The organism is Nocardia sp. CWNU-33, from assembly GCF_046764895.1.
GTDB lineage: Bacteria > Actinomycetota > Actinomycetes > Mycobacteriales > Mycobacteriaceae > Nocardia.
Map to the genome: position 1 here is coordinate 82,248 of NZ_JBKOQN010000004.1, position 26,078 is coordinate 108,325.

Annotated in this window: 22 protein-coding genes; 12 read left to right on the top strand and 10 right to left on the bottom strand. The window is 67.0% G+C overall.

Annotated features, from left to right (window positions below; all coding sequences use genetic code 11):
* Window positions 1-39 precede the first annotated feature (39 nt).
* The gene (gene arcA / locus ACLMAL_RS06345; RefSeq protein WP_411998219.1) at window positions 40-1,338 is read left to right on the top strand and encodes an arginine deiminase; all 1,299 of its coding nucleotides are present in this window, start codon (window positions 40-42) and stop codon (window positions 1,336-1,338) included.
* Window positions 1,339-1,345: 7 nt separating this feature from the next.
* Window positions 1,346-1,705 carry a GntR family transcriptional regulator gene (locus ACLMAL_RS06350; protein WP_411998440.1) on the top strand — a complete coding sequence of 120 codons (360 nt, stop codon included), beginning with the start codon at window positions 1,346-1,348 and terminating at the stop codon, window positions 1,703-1,705.
* Between the two features lie 24 nt (window positions 1,706-1,729).
* On the opposite strand, the gene ACLMAL_RS06355 is transcribed toward ACLMAL_RS06350, so the two are convergent.
* Window positions 1,730-3,331: a dolichyl-phosphate-mannose--protein mannosyltransferase gene (locus ACLMAL_RS06355; protein ID WP_411998220.1), complete on the bottom strand. Its 1,602-nt coding sequence runs from the start codon at window positions 3,329-3,331 to the stop codon at window positions 1,730-1,732.
* Between the two features lie 234 nt (window positions 3,332-3,565).
* Between ACLMAL_RS06355 and rsmI the strand changes: the two genes are divergently transcribed.
* Window positions 3,566-4,438, top strand: coding sequence for a 16S rRNA (cytidine(1402)-2'-O)-methyltransferase (gene rsmI, locus ACLMAL_RS06360; protein WP_411998221.1), 873 nt, complete (start codon window positions 3,566-3,568; stop codon window positions 4,436-4,438).
* Between the two features lie 102 nt (window positions 4,439-4,540).
* On the opposite strand, the gene ACLMAL_RS06365 is transcribed toward rsmI, so the two are convergent.
* A complete protein-coding gene (locus ACLMAL_RS06365) occupies window positions 4,541-5,200 on the bottom strand; it encodes an NADPH-dependent F420 reductase (RefSeq protein ID WP_411998222.1) in 660 nt (219 codons plus the stop codon).
* A 126-nt stretch (window positions 5,201-5,326) separates the two neighbouring features.
* On the opposite strand from ACLMAL_RS06365, the gene ACLMAL_RS06370 reads away from it, so the two are divergent.
* A complete protein-coding gene (locus ACLMAL_RS06370; protein WP_328406152.1) occupies window positions 5,327-6,079 on the top strand; it encodes an isocitrate lyase/phosphoenolpyruvate mutase family protein in 753 nt (250 codons plus the stop codon).
* Between the two features lie 190 nt (window positions 6,080-6,269).
* On the opposite strand, the gene metG is transcribed toward ACLMAL_RS06370, so the two are convergent.
* Window positions 6,270-7,835, bottom strand: a complete 1,566-nt coding sequence (gene metG / locus ACLMAL_RS06375; RefSeq protein WP_411998223.1) for a methionine--tRNA ligase — start codon at window positions 7,833-7,835, stop codon at window positions 6,270-6,272.
* A gap of 129 nt (window positions 7,836-7,964) precedes the next feature.
* Here metG and ACLMAL_RS06380 point away from each other — a divergent pair, with 129 nt between their 5' ends.
* The 4 genes from ACLMAL_RS06380 to rsmA all read left to right on the top strand — a co-directional run bounded on the left by ACLMAL_RS06380 (window position 7,965) and on the right by rsmA (window position 12,768).
* Window positions 7,965-8,792, top strand: coding sequence for a TatD family hydrolase (locus ACLMAL_RS06380; protein ID WP_411998224.1), 828 nt, complete (start codon window positions 7,965-7,967; stop codon window positions 8,790-8,792).
* A gap of 168 nt (window positions 8,793-8,960) precedes the next feature.
* A complete protein-coding gene (locus tag ACLMAL_RS06385) occupies window positions 8,961-10,091 on the top strand; it encodes a transglycosylase family protein (RefSeq protein ID WP_411998225.1) in 1,131 nt (376 codons plus the stop codon).
* 303 nt (window positions 10,092-10,394) lie between these two features.
* Entirely contained in the window at window positions 10,395-11,561 is a 1,167-nt protein-coding gene (locus tag ACLMAL_RS06390; RefSeq protein ID WP_411998226.1) for a lipase family protein, read from the top strand.
* Between the two features lie 325 nt (window positions 11,562-11,886).
* Window positions 11,887-12,768: a 16S rRNA (adenine(1518)-N(6)/adenine(1519)-N(6))-dimethyltransferase RsmA gene (gene rsmA / locus ACLMAL_RS06395; protein WP_406233130.1), complete on the top strand. Its 882-nt coding sequence runs from the start codon at window positions 11,887-11,889 to the stop codon at window positions 12,766-12,768.
* Between the two features lie 163 nt (window positions 12,769-12,931).
* Here the strand turns inward: rsmA and ACLMAL_RS06400 are convergent, their stop codons facing one another.
* The 4 genes from ACLMAL_RS06400 to ACLMAL_RS06415 all read right to left on the bottom strand — a co-directional run bounded on the left by ACLMAL_RS06400 (window position 12,932) and on the right by ACLMAL_RS06415 (window position 17,191).
* Complete coding sequence (locus ACLMAL_RS06400) at window positions 12,932-15,235, bottom strand: heavy metal translocating P-type ATPase (protein WP_411998227.1); 2,304 nt, start codon at window positions 15,233-15,235, stop codon at window positions 12,932-12,934.
* Window positions 15,235-16,143 (bottom strand): hypothetical protein, encoded by a 909-nt coding sequence (locus tag ACLMAL_RS06405; RefSeq protein WP_411998228.1) that lies wholly within the window; start codon window positions 16,141-16,143, stop codon window positions 15,235-15,237. The genes ACLMAL_RS06400 and ACLMAL_RS06405 overlap by 1 nt, the downstream gene beginning before the upstream one ends.
* On the bottom strand, window positions 16,143-16,349 hold the full coding sequence (locus ACLMAL_RS06410; RefSeq protein WP_411998229.1) for a heavy-metal-associated domain-containing protein: 207 nt from the start codon (window positions 16,347-16,349) through the stop codon (window positions 16,143-16,145). The genes ACLMAL_RS06405 and ACLMAL_RS06410 overlap by 1 nt, the downstream gene beginning before the upstream one ends.
* 203 nt (window positions 16,350-16,552) lie before the next feature.
* Window positions 16,553-17,191: a TetR/AcrR family transcriptional regulator gene (locus ACLMAL_RS06415; RefSeq protein WP_411998230.1), complete on the bottom strand. Its 639-nt coding sequence runs from the start codon at window positions 17,189-17,191 to the stop codon at window positions 16,553-16,555.
* Window positions 17,192-17,270: 79 nt separating this feature from the next.
* Between ACLMAL_RS06415 and ACLMAL_RS06420 the strand changes: the two genes are divergently transcribed.
* Both ACLMAL_RS06420 and ACLMAL_RS06425 read left to right on the top strand, forming a co-directional pair.
* Window positions 17,271-18,023: an SDR family oxidoreductase gene (locus ACLMAL_RS06420; RefSeq protein ID WP_411998231.1), complete on the top strand. Its 753-nt coding sequence runs from the start codon at window positions 17,271-17,273 to the stop codon at window positions 18,021-18,023.
* Window positions 18,024-18,552: 529 nt separating this feature from the next.
* The gene (locus ACLMAL_RS06425; protein WP_411998232.1) at window positions 18,553-19,488 is read left to right on the top strand and encodes a 4-(cytidine 5'-diphospho)-2-C-methyl-D-erythritol kinase; all 936 of its coding nucleotides are present in this window, start codon (window positions 18,553-18,555) and stop codon (window positions 19,486-19,488) included.
* 10 nt (window positions 19,489-19,498) lie between these two features.
* Here the strand turns inward: ACLMAL_RS06425 and ACLMAL_RS06430 are convergent, their stop codons facing one another.
* Window positions 19,499-20,347, bottom strand: a complete 849-nt coding sequence (locus ACLMAL_RS06430; RefSeq protein ID WP_411998233.1) for an LLM class flavin-dependent oxidoreductase — start codon at window positions 20,345-20,347, stop codon at window positions 19,499-19,501.
* 370 nt (window positions 20,348-20,717) lie between these two features.
* On the opposite strand from ACLMAL_RS06430, the gene ACLMAL_RS06435 reads away from it, so the two are divergent.
* Window positions 20,718-22,508, top strand: a complete 1,791-nt coding sequence (locus tag ACLMAL_RS06435) for an ABC-F family ATP-binding cassette domain-containing protein (RefSeq protein WP_328406126.1) — start codon at window positions 20,718-20,720, stop codon at window positions 22,506-22,508.
* A gap of 7 nt (window positions 22,509-22,515) precedes the next feature.
* Here the strand turns inward: ACLMAL_RS06435 and ACLMAL_RS06440 are convergent, their stop codons facing one another.
* Both ACLMAL_RS06440 and ACLMAL_RS06445 read right to left on the bottom strand, forming a co-directional pair.
* Window positions 22,516-23,415, bottom strand: coding sequence for an Abi-alpha family protein (locus ACLMAL_RS06440; protein ID WP_411998234.1), 900 nt, complete (start codon window positions 23,413-23,415; stop codon window positions 22,516-22,518).
* Complete coding sequence (locus ACLMAL_RS06445) at window positions 23,406-24,722, bottom strand: hypothetical protein (RefSeq protein ID WP_411998235.1); 1,317 nt, start codon at window positions 24,720-24,722, stop codon at window positions 23,406-23,408. The genes ACLMAL_RS06440 and ACLMAL_RS06445 overlap by 10 nt, the downstream gene beginning before the upstream one ends.
* A gap of 382 nt (window positions 24,723-25,104) precedes the next feature.
* Between ACLMAL_RS06445 and ACLMAL_RS06450 the strand changes: the two genes are divergently transcribed.
* A complete protein-coding gene (locus ACLMAL_RS06450) occupies window positions 25,105-25,983 on the top strand; it encodes an Abi-alpha family protein (RefSeq protein WP_411998236.1) in 879 nt (292 codons plus the stop codon).
* Window positions 25,984-26,078 lie beyond the last annotated feature (95 nt).

The following is a 26,078-nucleotide window of genomic DNA, read 5'->3' on the forward strand; positions in this document are numbered from 1 at the left end:
TTGCGTGCTCTCGAGCCCTCGGCGAACTACGGTCGGATCATGGGAGCAGAGGCTGTGCAGGGTGGGCACGCAGGCGAGCCGGACGGGAACGGGCGCGGGGTCGCCGGCAACCCCGGCAGACGCCTTGCCGTCACGTCCGAAGTCGGCACACTGCGCACGGTGCTGCTGCACCGGCCCGGTGACGAATTGCGCAGGCTGACCCCGCGCAACAACGATCAACTGCTCTTCGACGGCATCCCGTGGGTGGAGCGGGCCCAGCAGGAACACGACACCTTCTCCGGCGTGCTGCGCGAGCGCGGCGTCGAGGTGCTGCTGCTCGCCGACCTGCTCGCCGACACCCTCGACGTCAGCGGCGCCGCCCGAATCCAGGGCATCTCGGGGGCCGTGGATGCGCGCAGGCTCGGGCACGGGCTCGCCGACGAACTGGCCGCCTACCTGCGCGGCGTGCCTGCGCGCGAACTGGCCGACATTCTGATGGCAGGCATGACCTTCGATGAACTGCCGTTCGGCCCCAACACGCCCTCGCTGGTGCGCCGGATGCACCACGGCGGCGATTTCGTCATCGATCCGCTACCGAATCTGCTGTTCACCAGGGACTCCTCGTTCTGGGTCGGGCCGCGCGTCGCCATCACCGCACTCGCCCTGCCCGCCCGGATACGCGAGACCTCGCTCACCGACCTCATCTACGCCTTCCATCCCCGCTTCCTCGGGGTGCGCCGCGCCTACGAATCGCATACCGCACCCATCGAGGGCGGCGACGTGCTGCTGCTCGGACCTGGTGTCGTAGCGGTCGGCGTCGGCGAGCGGACCTCACCCGCCGGGGCGGAAGCACTGGCGCGCAGTCTGTTCGACGACGGTCTCGCGCACACCGTGCTGGTGGTGCCGATCGCACAGAATCGCGCGACCATGCACCTGGACACGGTGTGCACGATGGTCGACACCGACGCCATCGTGATGTACCCCGCCGTGCGGGACTCGCTGTGCGCATTCACGATTCACCGTGAAGACGGCTACGGCGTTCGGGACGGTGGTGGGGTGAGCATGCGCGGTCCCGACCCGTTCCTGCCCGCGGCCGCCGAGGCGATGGGCATCAGCAAGATGCGGGTCATCGACACCGGGCTCGACGGCGTCACCGCCGAGCGTGAGCAGTGGGACGACGGCAACAACACCCTGGCGCTCGCCCCAGGCGTGGTCGTCGCCTACGAACGCAATGAGATGACCAACTCCCGGCTGACCGACGCGGGCATCGAGGTACTCCGAATCCCGGGTTCCGAACTGGGTTCCGGGCGCGGCGGCCCACGCTGCTTATCCTGTCCACTGTCCCGAGATGACGTGTGAGCGAGCCATGTTCAACATCACCATCACCCATGATTCGCCCGCGCCGCCCTACGAGCAGCTACGGATGGGCATCATCGCGCAGGTGCGGTCGGGTGAGCTGACCGCGGGCACGAAGATACCGACGGTTCGTGCACTGGCGGCGGAACTCGGTCTCGCGCCGAACACCGTCGCTCGCGCCTATCGCGAACTCGAGGCCGACGGTGTCGTCGAAACCCGGGGCAGGCAAGGCTCGTTCATCGCCTCCTCCGGTGATCCGACCAAGGATGCGGCGGGCCGGGCCGCCACCGACTACGTCAACGCGATTCGCCGACTCGGTCTGGACAACGAAACTGCCCTGCGCTACGTGACATCCGCGCTGGAAAGTTAGGTCCGTGGTCGGCCGAGTGCAGCCCTAACGCCAGCTGGGCAGCCAGAGATGAGCGTGCCAGTTGCCGGGTGTGATCGCCATGCCGGTGAGGATCGGCCAGAGCCAGACGAAGTTGGCGATGACCAAGCCGAGGTAGATACAGACCGCCAACAGGCCGAGACTGTGCCGCTCGCTGGGTGCCGCGGGCAGGAAGGTGCCCGCGGGACTGCGGCGGAACGGACTGCTGCGTGCGGGACCGAGGATGTCGCCGAGCACCAGCGCCACGCCCATCGCCAGGAACGGGGCGAGGGCGACGGCGTAGAAGTAGTACATCTGCCGATCGAGGGTGAAGAACCAGGGCAGCAGGGCGGCGCCGTAGCCGACGAGCACCGCGGCGTAGCGCCAGTCGCGGCGGACCATCGTGCGCCACAGTGCCCAGGCGAGCATCGGGAACGCGATCCACCAGATGGCGGGCGTGCCGATCAGCATCACGGCCTTCACACACTGGGTTTGGCCGCAGCCGGTGACCCCGTTGTCGGCGTAGTAGTAGAGCATCGGCCGCAACCCCATCGGCCAGGTCCACGGCTTGGACTCCCAGGGGTGATGGTTACCGGCCGAGTTGGTGAGGCCGTCGTGGAAACGGAGGGTCTCCCCGCTGTAGAACCACAGCGAGCGCAGCGCATCGGGCAGCCACGAAAAGGCCCCGCCGCGTCCGACCTGATTGCCGACCGCATACCGGTACACGCCGTCCTCGCTGGCGAACCACGCCCAGTAGGAGGCGAGATAGAGGCCGAGCGGGATGAGCACCAGCGCGTACAGCGCGGGCCCGACATCCCGGAGCGCAGTGCCGAACCAGGGGCTGCGCACACCGTATGCCCGCCGCGCTGTCAGGTCGAAGCAGACACTGAGCAGGCCGAAGGCAACTACGAAATAGATGCCGGACCACTTGGTTGCGCAGGCGAGCCCGAGCATCACCCCCGCACCGAATCGCCACCAGCGCACCCCGAGGCGCGGACCCCATGGACTCGCGTCGATGCGGCCCTCGGCGTCGACGCGCGCGATCCGCGCTCTGACTTCGTCGCGGTCGACGATGAGACAGCCGAAGGCAGCGGTGACGAATAACGCCATGAAGATGTCGAGCATGCCGATGCGCGAGGAGACGAAGGTGACCCCGTCCGCGATCAGCAAGATGCCCGCGATCGCGCCGATCAGTGTGGATCGTGTCATCCGCCGCGTGATGCGGATGACCAGCAGAACCAGCAGGGTGCCCGCGAGCGCGGCGGTGAAGCGCCAGCCCCAGCCGTTGTAGCCGAACATCCACTCGCCGATCGCGATCAGCTGTTTGCCGACCGGGGGGTGCACCACCAGCCCGTAGCCGGGATTGTCCTCGACCCAGCCGCCGGTGAGCATCTGCCAGCCCTGCGGGGCGTAGTGCTTCTCGTCGAAGACCGGAGTGTGCGCGTCGGTCGGGTAATCCAGGTTGGTGAACCGGGTCACCGCCGCGATCGCGGTCAGGAACACGGTGACCGCCCACCCCCGCACGGTGTCGAGCGGCCCGAAATCGGGCGACGGCCGCAGAGGCGCGGGGCTCGACCAGGAGGGTACGGCCCCTGGTGCGGTCGCGCGCTGGTCGGTCACCTGGGTCACGCCCCGATCGTATGCTGTGCACCCGGAGGGGACGCGCATCGGTGAGCATGCCGCCGCGCGAATCACAGTGCGTACGACTGCCGACGGGGGTGTCTCGATCGGTTCGATGCTCCGGATCGGCAGCGGATGGCCGGCCTTCGGTGGGCGTGGTCGGGATCGACGGCCCCCGGTCGATACGCTGCTACCGGGGCAATTGTCTGGACGAGGCCGATGTGTGGCCGAGGTAGGAGTGCGGTGACGGACGAGGCGGCAACCGGCGCGAACGCGGCGGGCAGGCTGGTGCTCGGTGCGACGCCGATGGGTGACATCGGTGATGCGTCGCAGCGACTGCGCGACGCGCTCGGGTCCGCCGATATCGTCGCCGCCGAGGACACTCGGCGGACGCGAGCGCTGGCGAAGGCGCTCGGGGTGGAGATCAGCGGACGGGTGGTCAGGTTCGACGACCATGTCGAGACCGCGAAGATCCCGGCATTGCTCGGCGATATCGAGGACGGGCTGACGGTGCTGCTGGTGACCGACGCGGGTATGCCGTCGGTCAGCGACCCCGGCTATCGCCTGGTCGCGGCGTGCGTGGAGCGCAACCTTCCGGTGACCTGCCTGCCCGGCCCGTCCGCGGTGACGACCGCGCTCGCATTGTCCGGCTTGCCGGTGGAGCGGTTCTGCTTCGACGGTTTTGCGCCACGAAAGTCCGGCCAGCGTCGAGAGTGGTTGCGCACCTTGATCACCGAGCCACGAACCTGCGTCTACTTCGAAGCGCCGCACCGGCTGGCCGATTCCCTCGCCGATGCGGTCGAGGTGCTCGGACCGGACCGTCGAGTCGCGGTCTGCCGCGAACTGACCAAGACCTATGAAGAGGTGGTGCGCGGCACGCTCGCCGAGGTAGCGGCCTGGGCCGTCGACGGCGCGCGCGGTGAGATCACCGTGGTCGTCGCCGGTGCGCAACCCAAATCCGCCGATCCCGCGGATCTGGTCGAGGAGGTCGAAGCCCTCACCGCCGAAGGACTCCGCCTCAAGGACGCCTGTGCCCGAGTAGCCACCGCAAACGGCGCCTCCCGCAACGAGCTCTACGACGCTGTCCTCGCTGCCCGCCGCGACGACGCAGAGTAGTGCGGCCGAGTCGGGTGCGACATCGAGCGCAGTGAAATGGCGGCCCGAGCCGAGCCCGAAACCACCATTTCACTGACGCCGTTGCCGCAGGGGAGGGCGGGGTTACTGGTAGCTGGGGGTGGCGGGGATGGGTTTGCCCTCGGCGACTGCGTCTACGACGGCCATTGCGTCGGCTGCGCGGTATTCCTCCCCGTAGACCGCGCCGGCGCGGCGCGGGGCTTCCATCACGGCCGCGTCAGCGGTGCCGCCGAGGTCGATCGGGATGAAGCCCGCGTCGGTGATCAACCCGGCGACGATGCTCTTGGCCTCGGCGTCGTCGCCGCAAAGCCATTGCACGATACGGTCGTCGCCGGTCCTGGTCGCCGTCTGAGCCTGGAATGCGGCGGTGAGGGTGTTGAACGACTTGGTGTAGCGCGCGCCCGCCATCCGCTCGGCGTTGAATTGGGCGGCGGTGCGCCCTTCCGGTGGCTGTGGCGCGCCGAACTGGTTGGTGGTGTCGATGACGATCTTGCCTGCCAGCGAACCCAGCTGTGGCAAGGCTTCGGGCAGCACCGGCCACGGCACCGAGATCACCACCACCTCGCCGAATGCGACAGCTTCCGCGGGCGTGCCGACCGTGACGGTCGGCCCGATCGAGGCGGCGAGAGCCCTCAGCGTCTCCTGGTCGCGGCTGAAGGCGAGCATGAGCTCATGCCCGGCTCCGGCCAGTTGGCGGGCGATCCCGCCGCCGATGTGTCCCGCACCGACGATGCCGACCTTCATCTTGCTCCAATCATCTTGCGTAGCCGTACTTTTCCCGTTACAGACTCTGCCATCCGAGGCGGCTCGCCGCGTTCTCTCGGGTGACACTCGATGAGGTTTTCGCTGCGGGCTGACACAATCGATCGCATGACCTCACTGGAAGGCAAGGCCAAGGCATTTCTCGAGCTGCATCGCCCCGGCGATCCCGCCGTCTTTCCGACGGTGTGGGACGCGTGGTCGGCAAACCTCGCGGTGGCCGCGGGTTTCTCGGCACTGACCCTCGGCAGCCACCCGGTCGCGGACTCGGTCGGCCGCAGCGACAATGAGGGGATGACCTTCGCGGAGCTGCTGACCCGGGTCCGTCAGATCACCGAGGTCGTCGAGGTTCCGGTGTCGGTCGATATCGAATCCGGCTACGGGCTCGAGCCCGCCCAGCTCATCGAGGGGCTGTTGGAGGCGGGCGCGATCGGCCTCAATATCGAGGACACCGTGCACAGCGAGGGCGGTCGGCTGCGCGGCGCCGAAGAGCACGCGGCCTTCGTGCACGGTCTGCGTCAGTACGCCGACGCGGCAGGGGTGCATGTGGTCGTCAACGCCCGCACCGACATGTTCCTGCGCGAGGACGGCGACGAATCCGATCGCCTCGACCGCGCCATCGCACGACTGCAGCTGGCCGCCGCGGCGGGCGCCGACGTGCTGTTCCCCGTTGGCCGCCACTCCGACGCAGACGTGCGCCGCCTGACGAGCGAACTGCCGCTCCCGGTCAGCATGGTCGCGGTGCCCGGCGAATCCGACAAGGCGGTGCTCGCCGACCAGGGTGTCGCCCGAATAAGCTTCGGGCCCTACCTGCAGTTCGCGCTCGCCGCCGAGGCGAACCGGCTACTCGACCGCTGGAAGTAGGCTGTCGGCCGCGTCCCGGTCGGCGAAGGCATCGGGAAAGTCGCCGCCTTCGGTCATGGCGTACTCGACCCGCCCCGGCCACCGTGCGCGACCGGTTTTTCGGCAGCGCTGGACCAGCTGACCTCGAATACGCAAGAGCCCCCGACCTTCTCTTGAAGGCCGGGGGCTCCGGCACATACTTACTTGTTTGCTACGCCTCGGTTTTCGGCTCCACATAGCGTGGATAGACCGCCTCCGGCGCGGGCAGCGGGACGCCGGCCTCGATCGGCGTCGCGATGTCGGCGAAGGTGCGGTTCTGCTGTGCGAGCAGGTCGAGGATCTTGCCCGCCGAACCGGGCATCACCGGCTGCACCAGGATGGCGACAATGCGCAGCACCTCGAGCGTCACGTACAGCACTGTAGCCTCGCGGGCGAGGTCCTCCTCGGTGCCGGACTTTGCCAGCGTCCACGGCGCCTGGGCGGAGAAGTACTTATTGGCCTCGCCGAGGGTCAGCCAGATCGCTTCCAGCGCCAAATGCATTTGCTGGGAATCGAATTCGATGCGGCAGCGGTCGAGCAGGCCATTGGCCCTATCGAGCAGGGCGCGGTCCTCGTCGGTGAACTCACCCGGGGTCGGCACCGCGCTGTTGCAGTCCCTCGCCACCATCTTCAGGCTGCGCTGCACCAGGTTGCCGAATTCATTGGCGAGGTCGCTGTTCATCCGGCCGACGATCGCCTCGTGGCTGTAGCTGCCGTCCTGGCCGTAGGAGATTTCACGCAGCAGGAAGAAACGCACGGCGTCGAGCCCGAAGGCGTCGACCAAGGCGAGCGGGTCGACGACATTGCCGACCGACTTGGACATCTTCTCGCCCTTGTTGTACAGGAACCCGTGCACGAAAACGCGTTTCGGCAGTGCGACGCCTGCCGACATCAGGAACGCGGGCCAGTACACCGTGTGGAAGCGGGAGATGTCCTTGCCGATGATGTGCACGTCGGCGGGCCAGAACTGCTGGAACGTGGCGGATTCCGTGTCCGGGAAGCCGACGCCGGTGATGTAGTTGGTCAGCGCGTCCACCCACACATACATCACGTGATCGGGATGCCCGGGCACCGGAACGCCCCAGTCGAAGGTGGTCCGAGAGATGGACAGATCCTTCAGGCCGGCCTTCACGTAGCTGACGATCTCGTTGCGCCGGGTCGCGGGCGCGATGAATTCGGGATGCTCCTCGTAGAGCGCGAGCAGCTTGTCCTGGTAGTCCGACAGCCGGAAGAAGTAGTTCGATTCCTCGGTCCACTCGACCGGCGTCTTCGACTCGGTGGAGATCCGCGTGCCGTCCTCCAGCAGCGTGGTCTCTTCGTCGGTGTAGAACGCCTCGTCGCGTACCGAGTACCAGCCGGAGTAGGTGCCGAGATAGATGTCGCCGTTGGCGAGCATCCGCTCCCACAGCGCGATGCTGGCGACCTGATGATCCGCATCGGTGGTGCGGATGAACCGGTCCAAGGAGATGTCGAGCGTCTTGTCCATCGCTTCGAACACGTCGGAGTTGCGCGACGCGAGCTCCTCCACCGGGATGCCCTCGGCGAGCGCGGTCTGCTGCACCTTCTGACCGTGCTCGTCGGTGCCGGTCATGAAGAACACGTCGTACCCGTCGAGCCGCTTGAAGCGGGCAATGGCGTCCGCCGAGATGTACTCGTAGGCGTGCCCGATATGCGGCGCACCGTTCGGGTACGCGATGGCCGTTGTGACATAGAAGGCGGGGCGTTCGGCTGCGCTCATGGTGATGTCTACTGTAATGCGCGTGGTTTCCAACCCTCACGCGAATATCCCCGGACGCGATGCGGCGGCGCTCTTGTCCGGACGCGCCGTTTCTCGTGGCACCGTGCTCCGGTCTGTCGAGACGCGCCGATGAGCGACAAGCGCTCGGCGCCCGCGCTGCCGGAACCCCTTGCCCCCCTGGTGGATGCGCACACCCACCTCGATGCCTGCGGCGCGACCGATGCCGAATCGACGGCCGTCATCGTGGATCGCGCGGCGTCGGTCGGCGTCGGACAGGTGGTCACGGTCGCCGACGATCTTGCCGCCGCGCAGTGGGCCGTGCAGGCCGCGAATTGGGATGCACGTGTGTACGCCGCCGTCGCATTACATCCGACGCGGGCGAATGCGCTCGACGATGCGGCGAAAGCCGAGTTGGAGCGACTGGCCGCCGATCGGCGGGTTGTCGCGATCGGCGAGACCGGACTCGATTATTACTGGCCGGGCAAGCTCGACGGGTGCGCCGATATCGAGACGCAGATCGAAGGCTTCCGCTGGCATATCGATCTGGCGAAGCGCGTGGGTAAGCCGTTGATGATCCACAACCGCGAGGCCGACCACGACCTACTGACGGTATTGCTCGACGAGGGCGCGCCGGAGACGGTGATCTTCCATTGCTTCTCCTCCGACACCAATATGGCGCTGGCCTGCGTCGCCGAGGGCTACATCCTCAGCTTTTCCGGCACCGTGAGCTTCAAGAACGCGCACGAATTGCGGGAAGCCGCCAAGGTGGTGCCCGATGGTCAGATTCTGGTGGAGACCGACGCGCCATATCTGACTCCGCATCCGTTCCGTGGTGCGCCGAACGAACCGTATTGCCTGCCGTACACGGTGCGGGCGCTCGCGGAGCTGCGTGAGCAGGATGCGGGGGAGTTCGCCGAGATCACCACCGCTAACGCGCGTCGTATCTACGGCATCTGAGCCACGGTCGCGTTAAGACCCCTGATCTCTTTGTTGTGTCCTAGGTCACTATTATTGGTGCGTTTTGTGATCTACCTGCGGTGGTGATATCAATTCGTGATCACTGAACCCCCTGCTACGCATTCCCCGGTTGTCGACCTCTGACCCCTTCGTTATCGTACTGTGACCATGTCTCCATTCACGAGGATCAACCAGTCGCGCTCGCCGATGCTGTACGCGGCGGTCGCGGCGCTGCTCGTGACGCTGATCGTCGGCGCCGCGATGGCGATCGTGAACCGCAAGACGGTGACGGTGGTCGTCGACGGTGAAATGTCGACGCAGGACACCATGTCGCGCAATGTCGGCGGCGTGTTGAAGGCTGCCGGATTAGATGTGAACGATCGGGACCTCGTCCAGCCTTCGCGGGCCGCGACCATTGCCGACGGCGCGACGATCATGTTGAACCGGGCGCGGGAAATCACGCTGTCGGTGGACGGCAAACCACAAAAGGTGTGGTCCACCGGATTGACGGCGGGCGATGTCGTCGAGCAGCTGCGCCTACCCGCTGACACCTTCGTTTCCCCGGCGCGCAAGGAAAAACTGCCGCTGGAGGGTGCGGCGGTGAATGTGTTCAGCCCACGCTCGGTGTCGCTGCTCGACGGCTTCGGGCAGCCGGTCGATGTTCGGCTCGCCGCACCGACGGTCGGTGAATTCCTCACTGCGGCAGGCATTCCGCTGATCCAGCAGGACTCCGTCGAGCCTGCCGCGAACACAGCGCTGACCGATGGCCTGCACATCGTGGTGACTCGCAAGCGGATCGAAAACCGCACGGAGACACTGCCGTTGGATCCGCCGGAGAACGTGATCGAAGACCCGACGATGAACATGAGCCGCACCGTGGTGGAGACGCCGGGTGCGCCAGGGGTGCAGGATGTCACCTTCGCGGTCACCATGGTGAACGGTAAGGAAGAGAGCAGGCAGCCGATCGCCTCGAATATCACGGTAACCGCGCAGCCCAAGACTGTTCGCAAGGGCGCCAAACCGGGCACCGAGGTGCCGCCGGTGCGCGATGGTGCGATCTGGGACGCACTTGCCCGTTGTGAATCGACCGGTAATTGGGCGATCGATACCGGCAACGGTTATTTCGGTGGCATTCAGTTCGATCAAGGCACCTGGGAACGGCAGGGCGGCTTGAAGTATGCGCCACGGGCCGATATGGCGACCCGGGAAGAGCAGATCGCTATCGCTGAAGTCACGCGTGGTCGTCAGGGTTGGGGTGCTTGGCCCGCATGCACCAGCCGCCTCGGTATCGGGGGCTGATTCGCCGCTGCGCGTATTCGGGCCACACGAGTTGGGTGCTGCGAGGTTGCGGTCTGCTCCTGTGTTGGGTGCCAGGTCGAGTTTTCCTGGGTGCCCCGGTGAATTGCCTCTGTGCTTGCGAAATCAGTTGCCCGGTCGCCGGAAAGGGCTCGCCGAGTAAGCGTTGCGTGCGCGGATTTCTACAGGATCTCTGTATCTTTATGGGATTGCTCAGTATTCGCCGCAGAGACCTTGGCGGTGGGGCGCCGAACTGTACACTCGTCCAAGTTTGGGGTGGTTGGGGTTGGCGAGATGAGTTGTTCGATGCGATTGCCGCGGACGTTCGCGCGGACCGTGATTGCCGCGGTGGCCGCTGCTGGAGTTGCGCTAGGGGTGACGAGTGCGCCGGTGGGCGCGTCGAAACCGGGCGTGTTGATTTCCGCGGTCGCGCAGGCGGATGGTTGGCACGGAATGTCCGGCGGGTCGGTGATCGAGTACTGGATGCGCGGTTCCGACGGCGCGCCGCGGCCGGCCAGCGGAGCACTCTTCGTTCCCGCGGGTGCGCCGCCCGCGGGAGGATGGCCGGTGATGGCCTTCGACCATGGCACTTCAGGGCTCGGTGCGGGCTGCGGCGGTCAGGCCGACCCCGTCGGAAGTCCGTTCCGGCGCGGCCGCACCAAACAAGACGAGATGATGCGGCGCACGGTCGAGAAGGGGTTCGCCGTGGTGGCGCCCGACTATCTCGGACTCGGGCGGTTCGACACCGGGCCGCACCCGTACCTGGAAATCGGCACCGAGGCGACCGCCACCATCGACCTGGTTCGCGCGGCGCGCGTGGCGCGGCCCGAACTGTCTCGGACGTGGGGTGTGATCGGCGCCTCCCAGGGCGGGCAGGCCGCGCTCGGCACCGGACACCTTCAGGCGAGCTACGCCCCTGACCTCGACTTCCGCGGCGCCATCGCGATCGACCCCGAGTCCGACGTCGAAAAGTTGCTCCTGCTGACCGGGCCCGCCATCCCGGCGATTCCGCACACCGAAGACTGGATGAGCTTCTATGTGAGCATCCTGGCCGGGCTACGCGCGGCGCGTCCCGATATCGATGTCAACGGATACCTGACCCCACTCGGCCGGTCCGTCCTCGATGGCATCGGTACCGAATGCTCCGGCAAAATCATCGAGCGCGTGCGGGGTCTCGGCGTCGGCGACCTGCTGGCCCGTCCGCTGTCGGACGCGCGGATGCGCGCCGCTCTCGACGCTTACATGACCGTGCCGACCAGCGGCTACGACGCGCCGATCCTGTTGCTGCTCAATGCGACCGACACCGTCGTCCCCTCCCCACTGCACGCCGCGCTCGTCGCCCAGTTCGTAGCCAATCGCGTCGACTTCCAGGCCGTGGTCGGTACCAGAAAACATACTCAGCTCAACCAGCAGATGTCGACGGCGCTCGACGAATTCCTCGCGCGCATCTTCGCGGTGCCGTCCCAGCCCTGATGTCACCGGTCCGTGGCGAGGACTGCTGATCGGGCCGACTGCCTTCGGCAGGTTCTCCGGACGCCGCGGACCCCTGCATCGCAGACTGATGCGTGTGCAGGGCGCTGTGGCCGGGTGCTGCTTCGGGTGTGGTGTTCGATGTTTCGGGGTGCTGCCTCGGGTGTGGTGTTCCATTTCCCGGTGCCGCCTCGGATGCAGTGCTCCAATTTCCGGGTGGTGCGCTGTTGTGTCGGTGGTGCGCTGATGTGCGGGTAGCGCGTTGTTGCTGGACCGGTTGCGTCGAGGCAAGAGGTCGGCTCGGCGCCGGAGTTGGTAGGTTCTTCCAGTGTCCGAACCCGATATTTCCGCTCGTGGGAGCGCTGCCCTGCTCGGGCCCGCCGAGGTGCGGGCGCTGGCCGAGCGGCTCGGTGTGCGGCCGACCAAGCAGCTCGGGCAGAACTTCGTGCACGACGCGAACACGGTGCGGCGCATCGTCGCGGCGGCGGGCGTCGGGCGCGGGGACACGGTGCTCGAGGTCGGGCCCGGTCTCGGGTCGCTGACGTTGGCGTTGCTGGACGTGGTGGCATCGGTGGTAGCGGTCGAGATCGATCCGGTGCTCGCCGAGCACCTGCCGGTGACCGTGGCGGATCGGGCCCCGGAGTTGGCCGGACACTTGCAGGTTGTCGCGGCCGACGCACTACGAATCACCGCGCAGGACCTGCCCGCGGTGCCGACCGCCCTGGTCGCGAACCTGCCGTACAACGTGGCTGTGCCCGTGCTGCTGCATTTGCTCGCCGAATTGCCGAGCATCACCACGTCATTGGTGATGGTGCAGGCCGAGGTGGCCGATCGGCTTGCCGCCGAACCAGGCAACCGCACCTACGGGGTGCCGAGCGTCAAGGCAGGCTTCTTCGGCGCCGTGCGCCGCGCGGGCGCGGTCGGCACCCAGGTCTTCTGGCCGGTGCCGCGCGTCGATTCGGGTCTGGTGCGGGTCGAGCGCTACCGCGAAGCGCCGTGGCCGATGGACGAAGCACACCGCCGTCGCGTGTTCACCGTGATCGACGCGGCGTTCGCCCAGCGCCGCAAGACACTTCGCGCGGCACTTGCCGGCTGGGCGGGATCACCCGCCGAGGCCGAACGCCGCCTCGTCGCCGCAGGTATCGACCCCACAGCGCGCGGCGAAACCCTGGACACCGCGGCCTTCGTCCGCCTCGCGAATCAGGCGTAGGCTCCGATCCCGCCGACACCGATAGCTGCGCGGAGTCGAATGGCGGTTGCGCACAGTACGGATAGGCGCCATTCGACTCACCTCGATGAATTGTGGCATTGCTCGGCGTTCGATTAGAGCGGCGTGGAATTTGAAGCCAGTTGCGGTGCGTTGGTCGACGGGGTCAGCGGAAGGAGCGCAGGCGCAGGCTGTTGCTGACGACGAAGACGCTGGACAGGGCCATGGCGGCGCCTGCGAGCATGGGGTTGAGGAGCCCGGCCGCGGCGAGGGGGATTGCGGCAACGTTGTATCCGAAGGCCCAGAACAGGTTTCCCTTGATGGTGCGCAGGGTGGCGCGGGAGAGGCGGATGGCCGCACCGACGGTGCGGAGGTCACCTCGGACGAGGGTGATATCGCCTGCTTCGATGGCGAGGTCGGTGCCGGTGCCCATGGCCAAGCCGAGGTCGGCTGCGGTGAGCGCGGCGGCATCGTTGACTCCGTCGCCGACCATTGCCACGACTCTGCCCGAATTCTGTAGTCGCCGTATTGCTTCCAGCTTCTCGATCGGCAGTGCTTCGGCGATCACCTCGTCGATGCCGACCCGGTCGGCGACGGTACCTGCGGCGGCGGCGTTGTCACCGGTCAGCAGCACGGGGGTCATTCCGAGGCGGCGGAGTTCGGTAATAGCCTCGGCGCTGGTCGGTTTGATCGCATCGGTGACCACGAGCACGCCACGCGCCGCGCCGTCCCATGCGACAGCGATCGCGGTATTGCCTGCGCTTTCGGCCGCGGCTTTGGCCGCCGCCAGCGGTGTGGGCAGTGCGATCGACCACTCTTCCAGCAGGGCGCTGCGGCCGACAATCACCGCACGACCGTCGACGACGCCCTGCACACCCTTGCCGCCATGGTTGCTGAACTGCTGCACGGGGGGTACCACCAGTCTGCGTTCGGCCGCGGCGGCGACGACCGCCTGCGCTACCGGATGCTCGGACCCGTACTCCACTGCCGCGGCGATGGTCAGCAGCTCGTCTGCGGACACGCCACGGCCGGCAAGCGGGTCGCCCGCGGGCGGGATCTCGTCTCCGAAGGTGATCATGCCCGCAGCGCCGGTGCCGTTCGTGGTGACGATGTCCGCCAACGTCATTCGTCCGGTGGTCACCGTGCCGGTCTTGTCGAGCACGACCGTGTCGATCCGTCGGGTCGATTCCAGTACCTGCGGGCCCTTGATCAGGATGCCGAGTTGAGCGCCGCGCCCGGTGCCGACGAGGAGTGCGGTGGGCGTGGCCAGGCCGAGCGCGCAGGGGCAGGCGATGATCAGTACCGCCACGGCCGCGCCGCACGCCACTGCTGTCGATGCCCCGGTGACCAGCCACACTGCCAGCGTGAGCGCCGAAATGACGAAGACGATCGGGACGAAAATGCTCGCGACTCGATCGGCAAGTCGTTGCACCGGCGCCTTGCTGTTCTGCGCCTCTTCGACCAGTGCGACCATCTGTGCCAGTTGGGTATCGGCACCGATTCGGGTGGCGCACACGGTCAGTAGCCCGCCCGCGTTCACCGTCGCGCCGATCACGACATCGCCCGGACCGACGTCGACGGGCAGTGATTCTCCGGTCAGGAGGCTCAGATCGAGGGCCGAATTGCCTTCGACCACCACACCGTCCGTGGCGACCTTCTCGCCGGGGCGGACGAGAAACAGCTCGTCCACGCGCAATTCCGCAACCGAAACCCGGATTTCGACGCCGCCGCGCAGCACGGAAACGTCCTTTGCCCCGAGCTCGAGCAGCGCTCGCAGCGCAGAGCCTGCCCGATCCTTGGCTCGGGTTTCCAGATATCGCCCGGCCAGGATGAAGACGATCACCCCGGCGGCAACCTCGAAGTACACGTTGGACGCCGCATCGGCCCGCTCGATGCCCAGGCTGAACGAGTGCTTCATGCCGGGCATTCCGGCGTGACCGAAGAACAGCGCGTACACCGACCAGCCGAAGGCGGCCAGGGTGCCGACCGAGATCAGGGTGTCCATGGTCGCGGCGCCGTGCCTGGCATTGCTCAGCGCGGCCCGATGGAAATCGGCGCCGCCCCAGAACACCACTGGCCCTGCGAGCGCGAGCGAAAGCCATTGCCAGTTATCGAATTGCAGCGCGGGGATCATCGCCATCGCGACCACCGGCAGCGCAAGCCCGGTGCTGATCAGCAGTCGTTGTCGAAGTCGATCGAGTGCGGTGGATCTTTCATCGGACCGGTCGGTTTCTGTTGTGGGCGGCGCGGGAACGTGCGCGGTATATCCCGCGGCGTGTACCTGCTCGACCAGCTGTTCCGGCGAAACGGATTGTGGATAACTAACTTTTGCCTTTTCCGTCGCGAAATTGACGGTGGCCGTGACGCCCTCGATTTTTCCGAGCCGTTTCTCGATCCGCGCGGCACAGGATGCGCAGGTCATCCCGCCGATCTCCAGCTCGATCGAGCGCTGGTCGGCGGGCGTGGCCATCAGCGATCGCCACCCGGATGCGAGTGACTACCGGATGTGGATGGCACTGTGGATGATTCGACCTCGACGGTGAACTCCGCGGTGTGGACGGATCGGCCGTGTGCGAAGTCCAGATACAGCCGATACGCGCCCGCGCTCGGGGCCTGCGCATGGAAGGACACCTCGGGACCCGCAGGGGTGCGGCCGACCTCGCCCTGTGGGTGCACATGCAGGTAGGCAAGGTCGCCGGCGCGTAAGGCGACCAGGTGTGCGTATGCGCCGAGATACGGCTCCAGATCGGACACCGGAAGGCCGTCGCGCGCGATGGTGAAGCGTAATTCGCTGCCCGCGGTACCGAGATCGCCTGCCAACGTCACCTGATATCCGTCCACCGTTGCGCGCCGTGTCGGTGGGGGAAGTGGTTGCGGCACGGCCGCTCCCGAGACGGTGACGGTGCGGCTGAGCACCAGATCACCCGGCCCGGCGCCGCTGGTTTCCGGGACGAAGTCGGCAAATATGCGATACGTGCCCGGGGCCGCCCAACTCCACTCGATCGACCAGGTGCCCGCGTCGTCCATGGTCGGATGCAGGTGCCGATACCCGGTGGTGTCGGATCGGACGACGATCAGATGCAGCTTCTTGTCGTGTTGGGTGGTGAATCGGGTCACCGGAGCCCCGTCGGGCCCGGTGATCCGGAACTGCAGTGAACCGGCCTGGTTCGGTTCCGCCGGAGCGGTCACATCGGATATCGCATAGCCGGATTGTGCATTCGACAGCCCGGTGGCCGCATCTTGGCCGGTGTGCGGCATCGCGCTGTGGTCCGGCGCCTGCTCGGCCGGACCGCCCACCAGCGCGCCGATGCCGAGCGCGATGCCCAACAGCGCGACGAGCCCGCCGCCGACCGCGGCGAACTTCAGCCGGTCCTGCATCAGACGGCGACCTCGTAGCCTGCCTCGTCCACGGCGGCGACGATATCGGCATCGGTGACCGGGGTGGTGCTGTCGACCTTGACCGCGCCGGTGGCGAGGTCCACATCGACACCGGTCACGCCGTCGATCTTGCCGATCTCCTCGCGGACCGAGCTGACGCAGTGCCCGCAGGTCATCCCCGTAACGGTGTAAGTGGTGGTGGCCATGTCCGACTCCTTCGTTCGTGGTTGATCATACGGACCCGGGGTATCCCCGACACGAATTAACATACCCCCCATGGGTATTGCGCGCAAGTGTTGATCGATCGGCCGCGCCGCCGCGTCGTCGGGTAGTCGTTTGCGTCGTGCTCATAGTTCCTGTGGCTGTGGCGTCGTGTTGGTGAACGCCGGAGTTCGAGCACGGGGCTCGGCTATCGCCGTGCGGTCGATGCCGACCTGTTGGTGTTCGCTGGAGCGGCGCCCGGCCAGCCGTGCATGGCCCATTCGGCGACTTGCTGGAGCTGGGCCGACGCGGCTCCATCGCGCGCGGCCTGGGACATGCCCTGCATGACTGTGCCGATGTAGCGGGCGAGCATGGCCGCGTCGATGTCCGCAGGCAGGATTCCCGCGTCGATATCCGCCTGGATGCGGGCGGTGAAGACCTCGATGTTCCGGTTGCGCATGCCGCGCAGCAGGGCGGCGATCTCGGTGCTGGTGGTGTTCAGTCCGGCGCTCATCACCAGGCAGCCGTGCGGGCAGTCGGGCTGGGTGTACTCCGTCGCCGCCTCGCGCAGGATGCGCCGCACCGTCGCCTCGGCCGTCGGTTCTTCGGCGAGTGCGCGCGCGACGAATCCGCCGTAGCGCGTGCCGAAGGTTGCCACCACCTCGTTGAACAGCTTGGCCTTGTCGCCGAAGGCGGCGTACAGACTCGGCGCTCCGATGCCCATCGCGGCGGTCAGGTCGCCGATCGAGGTTGCTTCGTATCCACGCGCCCAGAACAGTCGCAACGCCTGCTCCAGTGCCGCATCGCGATCGAAGGAACGGGGTCGGCCCCGGGTGGGTGCGCTCATGGAAATCATTCTATAGCGATCGCTAGAAAATGTGCTAACGTCCTTTCTGTAGCGATCGCTAGAGAAAGGAACTCGCCTCATGGGTGCACTCACAGGCAAGACGGCACTGGTCACCGGCGGCAGCCGAGGCATCGGCCGCGCCATCGCCGAACGGCTGGGACGGGACGGTGCGCGGGTTGCCGTGCACTACAACGGGAACGAAGATGCGGCGAAGGAGACCGTTGCGGCGATCGAAGCGGCGGGCGGCTCCGCGTTCGCGATCCGGGCCGAGCTCGGTGTGCCCGGCGACGCCGCGGCACTGTGGGCGGCGTTCGACGCGCACGCCGACGGCGTGGACATCATTGTCAACAATGCGGGTGTCGGCGATGTCCGCACGCCCATCGGCGACACCGACGAAGCCGCCTTCGACCGCGTGTTCGCGGTCAACGCCAAAGCGCCGTTCTTCGTCACGAAGCACGGCCTCGAGCGACTGCGCGACGGCGGCCGCGTCATCAATATCTCTACCGGGCTCACCCACGGCTTCGCGATGCCCCAGCTGATCGCTTACACGATGAGCAAGGGTGCGATCGACGTCTTCACCGCCAACCTGGCCAAGCAACTCGGCGCCCGCGGCATCACGGTGAACGCAGTTGCGCCCGGCATAATCGACACCGATATGAATGCGGCCTGGTTGCGCAACGACCAGGCCGAGGCGATGGTGGCCGCCTACTCTCCGCTCGAGCGCGTCGGGCAGCCCGCCGATATCGCGGATGTGGTGGCGTTCCTCGCCTCGGACGACTCGCGCTGGGTCACCGGTCAATGGATCGATGCCACCGGAGGCGCCCTCCTGTAACCGAATGGCACACATCCGGTGCATGGCTCATCGCGAGCCGCGCACCTGTCGTAGGCAGCCGATAGGCGGCTACCTCGCCTCCGCTCGGTCCGGCGCACGAGCGGCTACCTCGCCTCCGCTCGGTCCGGCGCACGAGCGGCTACCTCGCCTCCGCTCGGTCCGGCGCACGAGCGGCTACCTCGCCTCCGCTCGGTCCGGCGCATGAGCGGCTACCTCGCCTCCGCTCGGTCCGGCGCATGAGCGGCTACCTCGCCTCCGCTCGGTCCGGCGCATGAGCGGCTACCTCGCCTCCGCTTGGTCCGGGGCTTGTGGGGGTGCCGTGCCTTCGCTCGGTCCGGGGCTTGTGGGGGTGCCGTGCCTGCGCTCGGTCCGGGGCTTGTGGGGGTGCCGTGCCTTCGCTCGGTCCGGGGCTTGTGGGGGTGCCGTGCCTTCGCTCGGTCCAGGGCTTGCGCGGGTGGCTTGCTTTTGCTCGGTCCGTCGCAGGTTTGGGACGGACGTTGTCCGGCTGTGCCCACTAAGCTTGACCACCGTGTTGTCAGTTGTGCCCAGCCCAGTCGTCGTGCGCGCCCCGTCCAAGGTGAATCTCCATCTCGGCGTCGGCGACCTGCGCGCGGACGGCTATCACGATCTGACCACGGTGTTCCAGGCGCTATCGCTGAGCGACGATCTCGAGATCTCGCCGTCGGCCTCGCTCATGGTGCGGGTCGCCGGCGAGGGCGCGGCGGACGTGCCGACCGACCGCACCAACCTGGTGTGGAAGGCGGCCGTCCGGCTCGCGCACCTGGCCGGCCGGGCCCCACTGGTGGAAATCGCCATCAGCAAAGGCATTCCGGTGGCGGGCGGTATGGCGGGTGGTAGCGCGGATGCCGCGGCTGCGTTGGTCGGCTTGAACGAGCTATGGGACCTCGGACTGACTCGCGACGAATTATCCGCGGTCGCAGCCGAACTGGGTAGTGATGTCCCCTTCGCGCTGCACGGTGGCACCGCGCTGGGCACCGGCCGCGGCGAGCGGCTGCTTCCGGTGTTGTCCCGCAGTACCTTTCACTGGGTGCTCGCACTGGCCAAGGGCGGGCTGTCCACCCCCGCGGTATTCGGCGAACTCGATCGCCTGCGTGCGCACGGCGTCCCGCCTCGCCTCGGCGAGCCGCAAGAGCTGATGCAGGCGTTGGCCTCCGGCGACCCGAACCAGCTCGCGCCACTACTCGGTAACGACATGCAAGCCGCGGCGCTTTCGCTGAAACCGGAGCTGCGTCGCACCCTGCGTGCGGGTGTCACCGCGGGCGCGCTGGCCGGTCTGGTCTCCGGCTCCGGCCCCACCTGTGCCTTCCTTTGCGACAGTGCGGAATCCGCCGTGGCGGTCGCCGCCGAACTCGCGGGCGCCGGTGTCTGTCGCAGTGTTCGCACCGCGAGCGGCCCGGTCCCCGGCGCTCGCATATTGAGCGGCGAGGGCCAGGGCAAGCGCTGACGACTCGCGACTAGCCGATGACGTCGGCGAGGCGGTCGACCTGGTCGGCGTCGCCGCCGTAGCAGTAGAGCATCACTTCGTCGGCGCCGAGATCGTCGAATTGCTTGATGGCGGCGCGGATTTCGTCGGGCGTGGTGAGCATTCCGGCGACCATGTAGTCGGCGCGGCCACTGAATTCGTAGTAGGCGCCCATGGCAGCCTTGGCTTCCTCGACCAGGTCGGGCGCGCCGAGCGCGACATTGACCTGGGCGACGATGCGGGGCTCACCGGCGCGGCCGTGCTCGGTCCACGAACGGCGGGCGGTATCGAAGAGGCCACCGGCCCAGGACGGTGCCGCGGCGGCGAGGAAGCCGCCGCCCCAGCGGCCGACGCGGTCGATGGCGGCGGGCTGGAAACCGCCGAAGAGCACCTCGGGGCCTTCGGGGCGCAGCGGCGTGGGACCGACCGGGCCGCAGTCGGTGCCGTAGGCCTGGCCGGACCACAGGCGACGCATGATCTCCATCTGCTCGTCCAGGCGGCGGCCGCGGGTGCGGATGTCGGTGCAAGAGGCGATGTGATCGTCTTCGCGACCACCGACGCCGAGACCGAGGACAAGGCGGCCGCCGGACATGCGGTCGAGAGTGGCGGCTTGTTTGGCGAGCAGCGTCGGCTCGCGCAGCGGTGCGATGAGCACCTCGGTCTGCACTTTGATGCGGCTGGTCGCGCCTGCGAGCATGCCGAGTGCGACAAGGGGTTCCGGGTTGTCGTACACGAGCCGGTCGAGCAGGCCGAGGGTGGAGAAGGGGCCCGCGTCGGCGCGGCGGGCCCAGTCGAGCAGGGCGGCGGGATCGGAAATGGGCAGGCCGAGACCGATATGCATGAGAACCTCCACGTAAGGGGTAGTTGAACAGTGCCGCCCCTCGCACCTCGGGCTGAGGTGGGGCTCCCATTCTGCGGCTTTACTTCGAGAGCGCCATTCGGATTAACATTGTTCGTAACGAACGTTGTTCGTTGTGATTACTGTAAACGAACGCCGTTCGTTCCGCAACCCGTGCGCGGCGTCGGCTGGAAGGCGGTCATGGCCATGACCGGATCGTCGCATCGGTGACTGCCGACTGGTACCGGGCGAGTGTCGTATAGAGAGCAGCGCTTTTCGCCCGCCCACTCGTATGGCCTGAGTAGGCGAAGAGCCGGAACAGTACGCTTGCTCCGGGGCGAGCACTCCGCCCGCGCATGACTCGGAAGGATCTATGTCCAACCTGATCAACCTCGAACAGGTCTCCAAGAGCTTCGGGATCACCCCGCTCCTGGACACCGTGTCGCTCGGCGTGCACGCGGGCGAGCGGATCGGTGTCGTCGGCCTCAACGGCGGCGGCAAGACCACCCTGTTGGAGGTGCTGACCGGCCTCGAGCCACCCGACAGTGGCCGGGTGAGCCGAGTCGGCGGTCTGCGAATCGCGGTCGTGACCCAGCGCGGGGTGCTGCCACCTGGTGCGACGGTCGGTTCCGTGGTGCTGGCCGGGCTGGCCGACGACGCGATGACCGACGATGTCGCCGAACACGAATGGGCTGCCAATCCGCGCATCCGCTCGGTGATGGAGGGCATCGGGATCGCTGGGCTCGGCCTGGAGACCTCGATCGACAACCTATCCGGTGGCGAGCGCCGTCGAGTTGCCCTGGCCGCCGCGCTGGTCCGCGATCTCGATCTGCTCGTGCTCGACGAGCCGACCAACCACCTCGACGTCGAGGGTGTGCAGTGGCTGGCCGAACATCTGCTCAACCGCCGCAGTGCACTGGTGGTCGTGACCCACGATCGCTGGTTCCTCGACACCGTCGCCACCAATACCTGGGAGGTCGTCGGCGGCAAGGTGGAAAGCTATGAGGGCGGTTACGGCGACTGGATCTTCGCCCGCGCCGAACGTGCACGGCAGGCCGACGCCTCCGAAGCGCGACGCAGCAATCTGGCCCGCAAGGAGTTGGCCTGGCTGCGGCGCGGCGCGAAGGCACGCACCTCCAAACCGCGCTACCGGGTGGAGGCGGCCGAGGCGCTGATCGCCGATGTGCCGCCGCCGCGCGACAGCGTCTCGCTGGCCGCGTTCGCCAGAAAACGTCTCGGACGGGTCGTTATCGAGCTGGAGGACACCACTCTCGCCACCCCGGACGGCCGGGAGTTGGTGCGCGACTTGACCTGGCGTCTCGCGCCGGGGGAGCGGGTCGGCCTGGTCGGCGTGAACGGATCCGGCAAGACGACCCTGCTGCGCACCCTGGCCGGGGACACGGAACCGGCCGCGGGCAAGCGCATTCAGGGCCAGACGGTGCAGATCGGCTGGCTGCGTCAGGAACTCGACGATCTGCCGACCGATATGCGCGTGCTGGAAGCCGTGCAACAGGTCGCGCAGCGAATCATGCTCGGCGACAAGGAGATCTCCGCGGGCCAGCTGGCCGAACGGCTCGGCTTCACCCCGGCTCGCCAGCGCACGCCGGTCGGGGATCTGTCCGGTGGTGAGCGGCGCAGGCTGCAGCTGACCCGCATCCTGATGGCCGAGCCCAACGTGCTGCTGCTCGACGAGCCGACCAACGACCTGGACATCGACACCCTGCAGCAGCTGGAGGACCTGCTCGACAACTGGGCGGGCACCCTGGTCGTCATCAGCCACGACCGCTACCTGATCGAGCGCATCTGCGACTCCACCTGGGCGTTGTTCGGCGACGGCAAACTCACCAACCTGCCCGGCGGCATCGATGAGTACCTGAAGAAGCGCGCCGCGCAGGGCGATGTCGCGATTCGCGCGGGCGCCGCCGAGGTGAAGTCCGCACCTGTGACCGACGCCGCGGCTCAGCGCGCCGCACGCAAGGAACTCTCCAAGCTCGAACGGGCCATCGAGAAGTTCGACGAACGCGAGCAGCGACTACACGCCGCGTTGGCAGAGGCCGCGACGGAGCCGGACAAGCTGCTCGCGCTCGGCGCGGAGCTCAAGCAGGTGGTCACGGAAAAGGAAGCCGCCGAAGAGCGTTGGATGGAACTGGCCGAAGGCGTCTGATCGTGGGTCAGCTGGTGCCTGCGGCGCGGCCGTCCTGGACGACGACCGGTAGGCAGGTTTGTACGAAGTCGGCGCCGAAGCCGGTGAGTGCGATGCTGCGGTAGTGCACCTTGGTGCCGAATCCGGACCGTTTGAGCACCTCGCGCACGGGGGACTGTGCTTCGAGGAGCTGGTAGCGATTCGCGTTGCCGACCGGTTCCTTGACGAACTCGATCAGGCCGAGCCTGCGCAGGTTGGGCAGGTATTGCTGAATGCGGTTCGGGAAGCGCAGTCCCGCGTGTTCGCCGATCAGGTTGAGTCCGGACATGATTCGTTCGGCGCCGAGGCCACGCGGGCGGCCGGTGCGGATATCGATCGAGGGCTGCGGCCCGTCGAGGTGCAGGAAACGCAGGATGCGTGCCTCGTCGGGGGTCAGGTCCGCCAGCATCCTGGCGAAGGCCGGGTGGCTGTCGCTGTGCTCCCCCTGCGTGCTCGCCGACAATCGCAGCAGCGCGGCGCCCTGTTCGCGCAAGGTGGGCAGCGCGGCGGGGTCGGGCGGCTCCGGCGTGGCGGGCAGGCGCAGCGCCCGGCGCACCGCGTCGCGCACTTCGGCCTCTGCCTCCGCGAGGACCTCCCGTGGTGGCACACCGGCGACGCTGCCGCGCACGACCGTCGCGCCGACGCCGAGTGCGGTGTCGAAGCTCCACGCGGCGACCTCGGTGGCTGCGGTCACCGCGACCCGCGCAACGCCGGTCGCCGCACGCACGGTCTTGCGCACGCCGGATTGTCTTCCGCGCGTTGGTGATTCGTCCGCAAACTGGATTTCGGTGACGGGCCGTCGCGCGATCTCCTTCGACGGCGCGGCCGGCTCTAGAGGCTCGACGGCCTGCATATCGTCGCCGTCGTCACCGGGTTCCCTCACCACCATGCTGTTGCCACTCCTGTCCCGAAGATCAGGATATGAGCGTATCCGGCAAACAGGCCGAGCACACCGCCATGGAGGAAAAGCAGCCATTCGTCCTGTTTGATCGCCGATCGCAGCATGTCGACCAGATCGGTGGGCGATAGGGCGGACATTTGCTTGGCGATGTACTCGTTGATCTGCTTGCCCTGCCGGACGTTGAACTCCGGATCGGCGAACGCGATCGGGGCGATGTTCATGGCCTCTGCGGTGAGCGTCGACTGCAGCGCGTTGTACTCGCGGCTGCCGAGCACGAACTTGACCGCCGACTTCGCCGGTCCGAGCGCCCGGTCGGCGGCCGGGCGCAGGGTGTCCTCCAGCATCTGCATCGTGCGGTCCGAGCGCGGACCGTTGAGGAGTTCGTCGCCGATATTGGCAACGGTCATGACCTGGCTGGAGACCAATTCCGCGTAGCCCGCGGTGATTTCGGACTGCCGCTTGATCAGCAGGCCTTGCCGCCACGGGCACCACCACTTCGGGTAGGCGGGCGCGAAGATCATATTGATGCCGACCCAGTTGACCACCCAGCCGATGACGACGCCGCCGATCGGCAGCACCGCGAGCGTGGACCATCCGGTCACGTGCAGGATCGCGACGAGCACGGCGCCCATCGGCGCGCCGAAGTAGAAGCCGAAGTTGATCATGAACCGCAACTCTTTGGCGCCGAGCACCTGGAACAGCTGATTGAGCAGCTGCGGCCGGGCCTGGAAGTAGCGGATGACCATCTGTTTCACATCGAGCAGCTGATCGATATTCGCGCCGAGTTCGTCGGTGAGGTTGCGCAGGATTTCGGGCAGTTGCTGACGGACCCGGTCGTGCACCATGTCGCGTACCTGGGTCGGCAGGTTGTACCAGAACTGGGGATGTTCGCGGCGCAAGATTTCCTCGACGATGTCGTGGATTTGCGTTTCCGCGATAGTAGTCAAATGTTCGGCGAGGGCATCCGGTTCAATCTCTCGATAGAAGTCGGCGACGCTGCCCAGTTTCGCGAGCCCTTTGTCGACGGCAATGCTCGCCATCTTGTCCGCACGCGACGGCACGATGCCCTGCCAGCCGATTCGGCCGTCGTAGCTCAGCAACGGCAGTACCTGAATTCGCTTGGGCAGGTACGGGTATAACGCACGCAGTCCGGGTAACCGAATGCCGTGAAAGGCGATAGGGCGGAACAGCATCAGGACACCGGTCCAGTTGGTGATGTAGCCGATGATGCCGGTGAAGAGCGGAATCGTAATCAGTTCCAGCGCAATGGTTGGGTGGAACACACTCTCTAACACGACACCCTCCTGCCGATAAACCGGTGATCGCCGCTTCACCGGGAACTCAAAGTAGCACCCTGTCGGCGACTGGACCCTACTGTGAAGTACGGAATGCGGCCAACATCGAGTGTGGCGGGCCACGCCGGATTGTCTGAGACATCAGTCACAGTGCATGTCCAGAATGTCGTACTGCCCATCCGGAGCGGAGACAATGACGACCAACCACATCCCACTCACCACAGGTACGGGTGCTTGGGGTTTGCGTCGGCGCGGGGCCGGTCGTGAACGGCAGGAGTTGTGAGCGGAAGCCACACGGCTGGCGAGTTGGGCATACCTGGAACGCTGTCGGGCAATAATCTGTGGGCGTATTCGTTCACTAGGCAATACATCGGAGTAGGACGTGGCAGACGACAGGACCGGACAGGACGTGGCCCAGGCCGGTTCCCGCGCGGTCGAGCGCAGCTCGGATGTCGAACAGCGGCAGATCAGCAATGAGGCACGGCTGATCCGCGGTGTGTTCCGGGCGGCAGGGCTGGCGGCGGGCACTGTGGTGCGTGGTAGTCAGTGGGCGGTGAACACCTCCTACGAGGTGACCAAGGAGATAACGCAGGCCGCGCTGGAGGGAGAGTCCTCGGCCGATATCGCCGAGCGGACCGGCAATGCACTGCGGTCTATCGCCCGCAGCGCGCTCGGTGTCACCGAGGGCTCGGTGCGCGAAATCGTCAGCTATGTGCCGACTTCCAATGGCCCGGCCGCACAGCAGGCGATCGGCCTCGGCGCGCCGCTGCATTCGGCCTCCATCGAGGACCTGCGCCGCCGCGGTGACGCGCTGCTGGCCCGCTCGGCGGATGTCTACTTCTCCGAGGACGTCCATCCGGCCTACGACCGCATTCTCGACGAGCTGGCTCCGGACGAGGCGCGCATTCTGCGCTTCATGGCGTTGAACGGTCCGCAGCCCTCGGTCGATGTGCGGACCAATCGGCCGCTGGGCATCGGCTCGGAGCTGGTGACCGGTGATCTGACCTCGGTGCCGGAGCAGGCCGGCGTCCGCTACCCCGATCGGTCGCGCACCTATCTGATCAACCTCAACCGGCTCGGGCTGACGCTGACCTCGGACGATCCGGTGGTGCTCAGCCGCTACATGGTGCTGGAAGTGCAGCCCGAGGTCGAGGCGGCGCTGAAAAAGGCGGGCAGGGCACCGAAGATCGTGCGCAAAAGTCTGCGTCTGACCGAGTTCGGCGAGGACTTCTGCCGCACCTGCTTCACGATCGGAAGTTGATCTTCGACACCCCCGGCTTTCCGAATCGGGCGGCCCCGTCATAGCAATCTGATACAAATCTCGCAAATCCCGCAGTACGGCCGCTTCGAATGGGA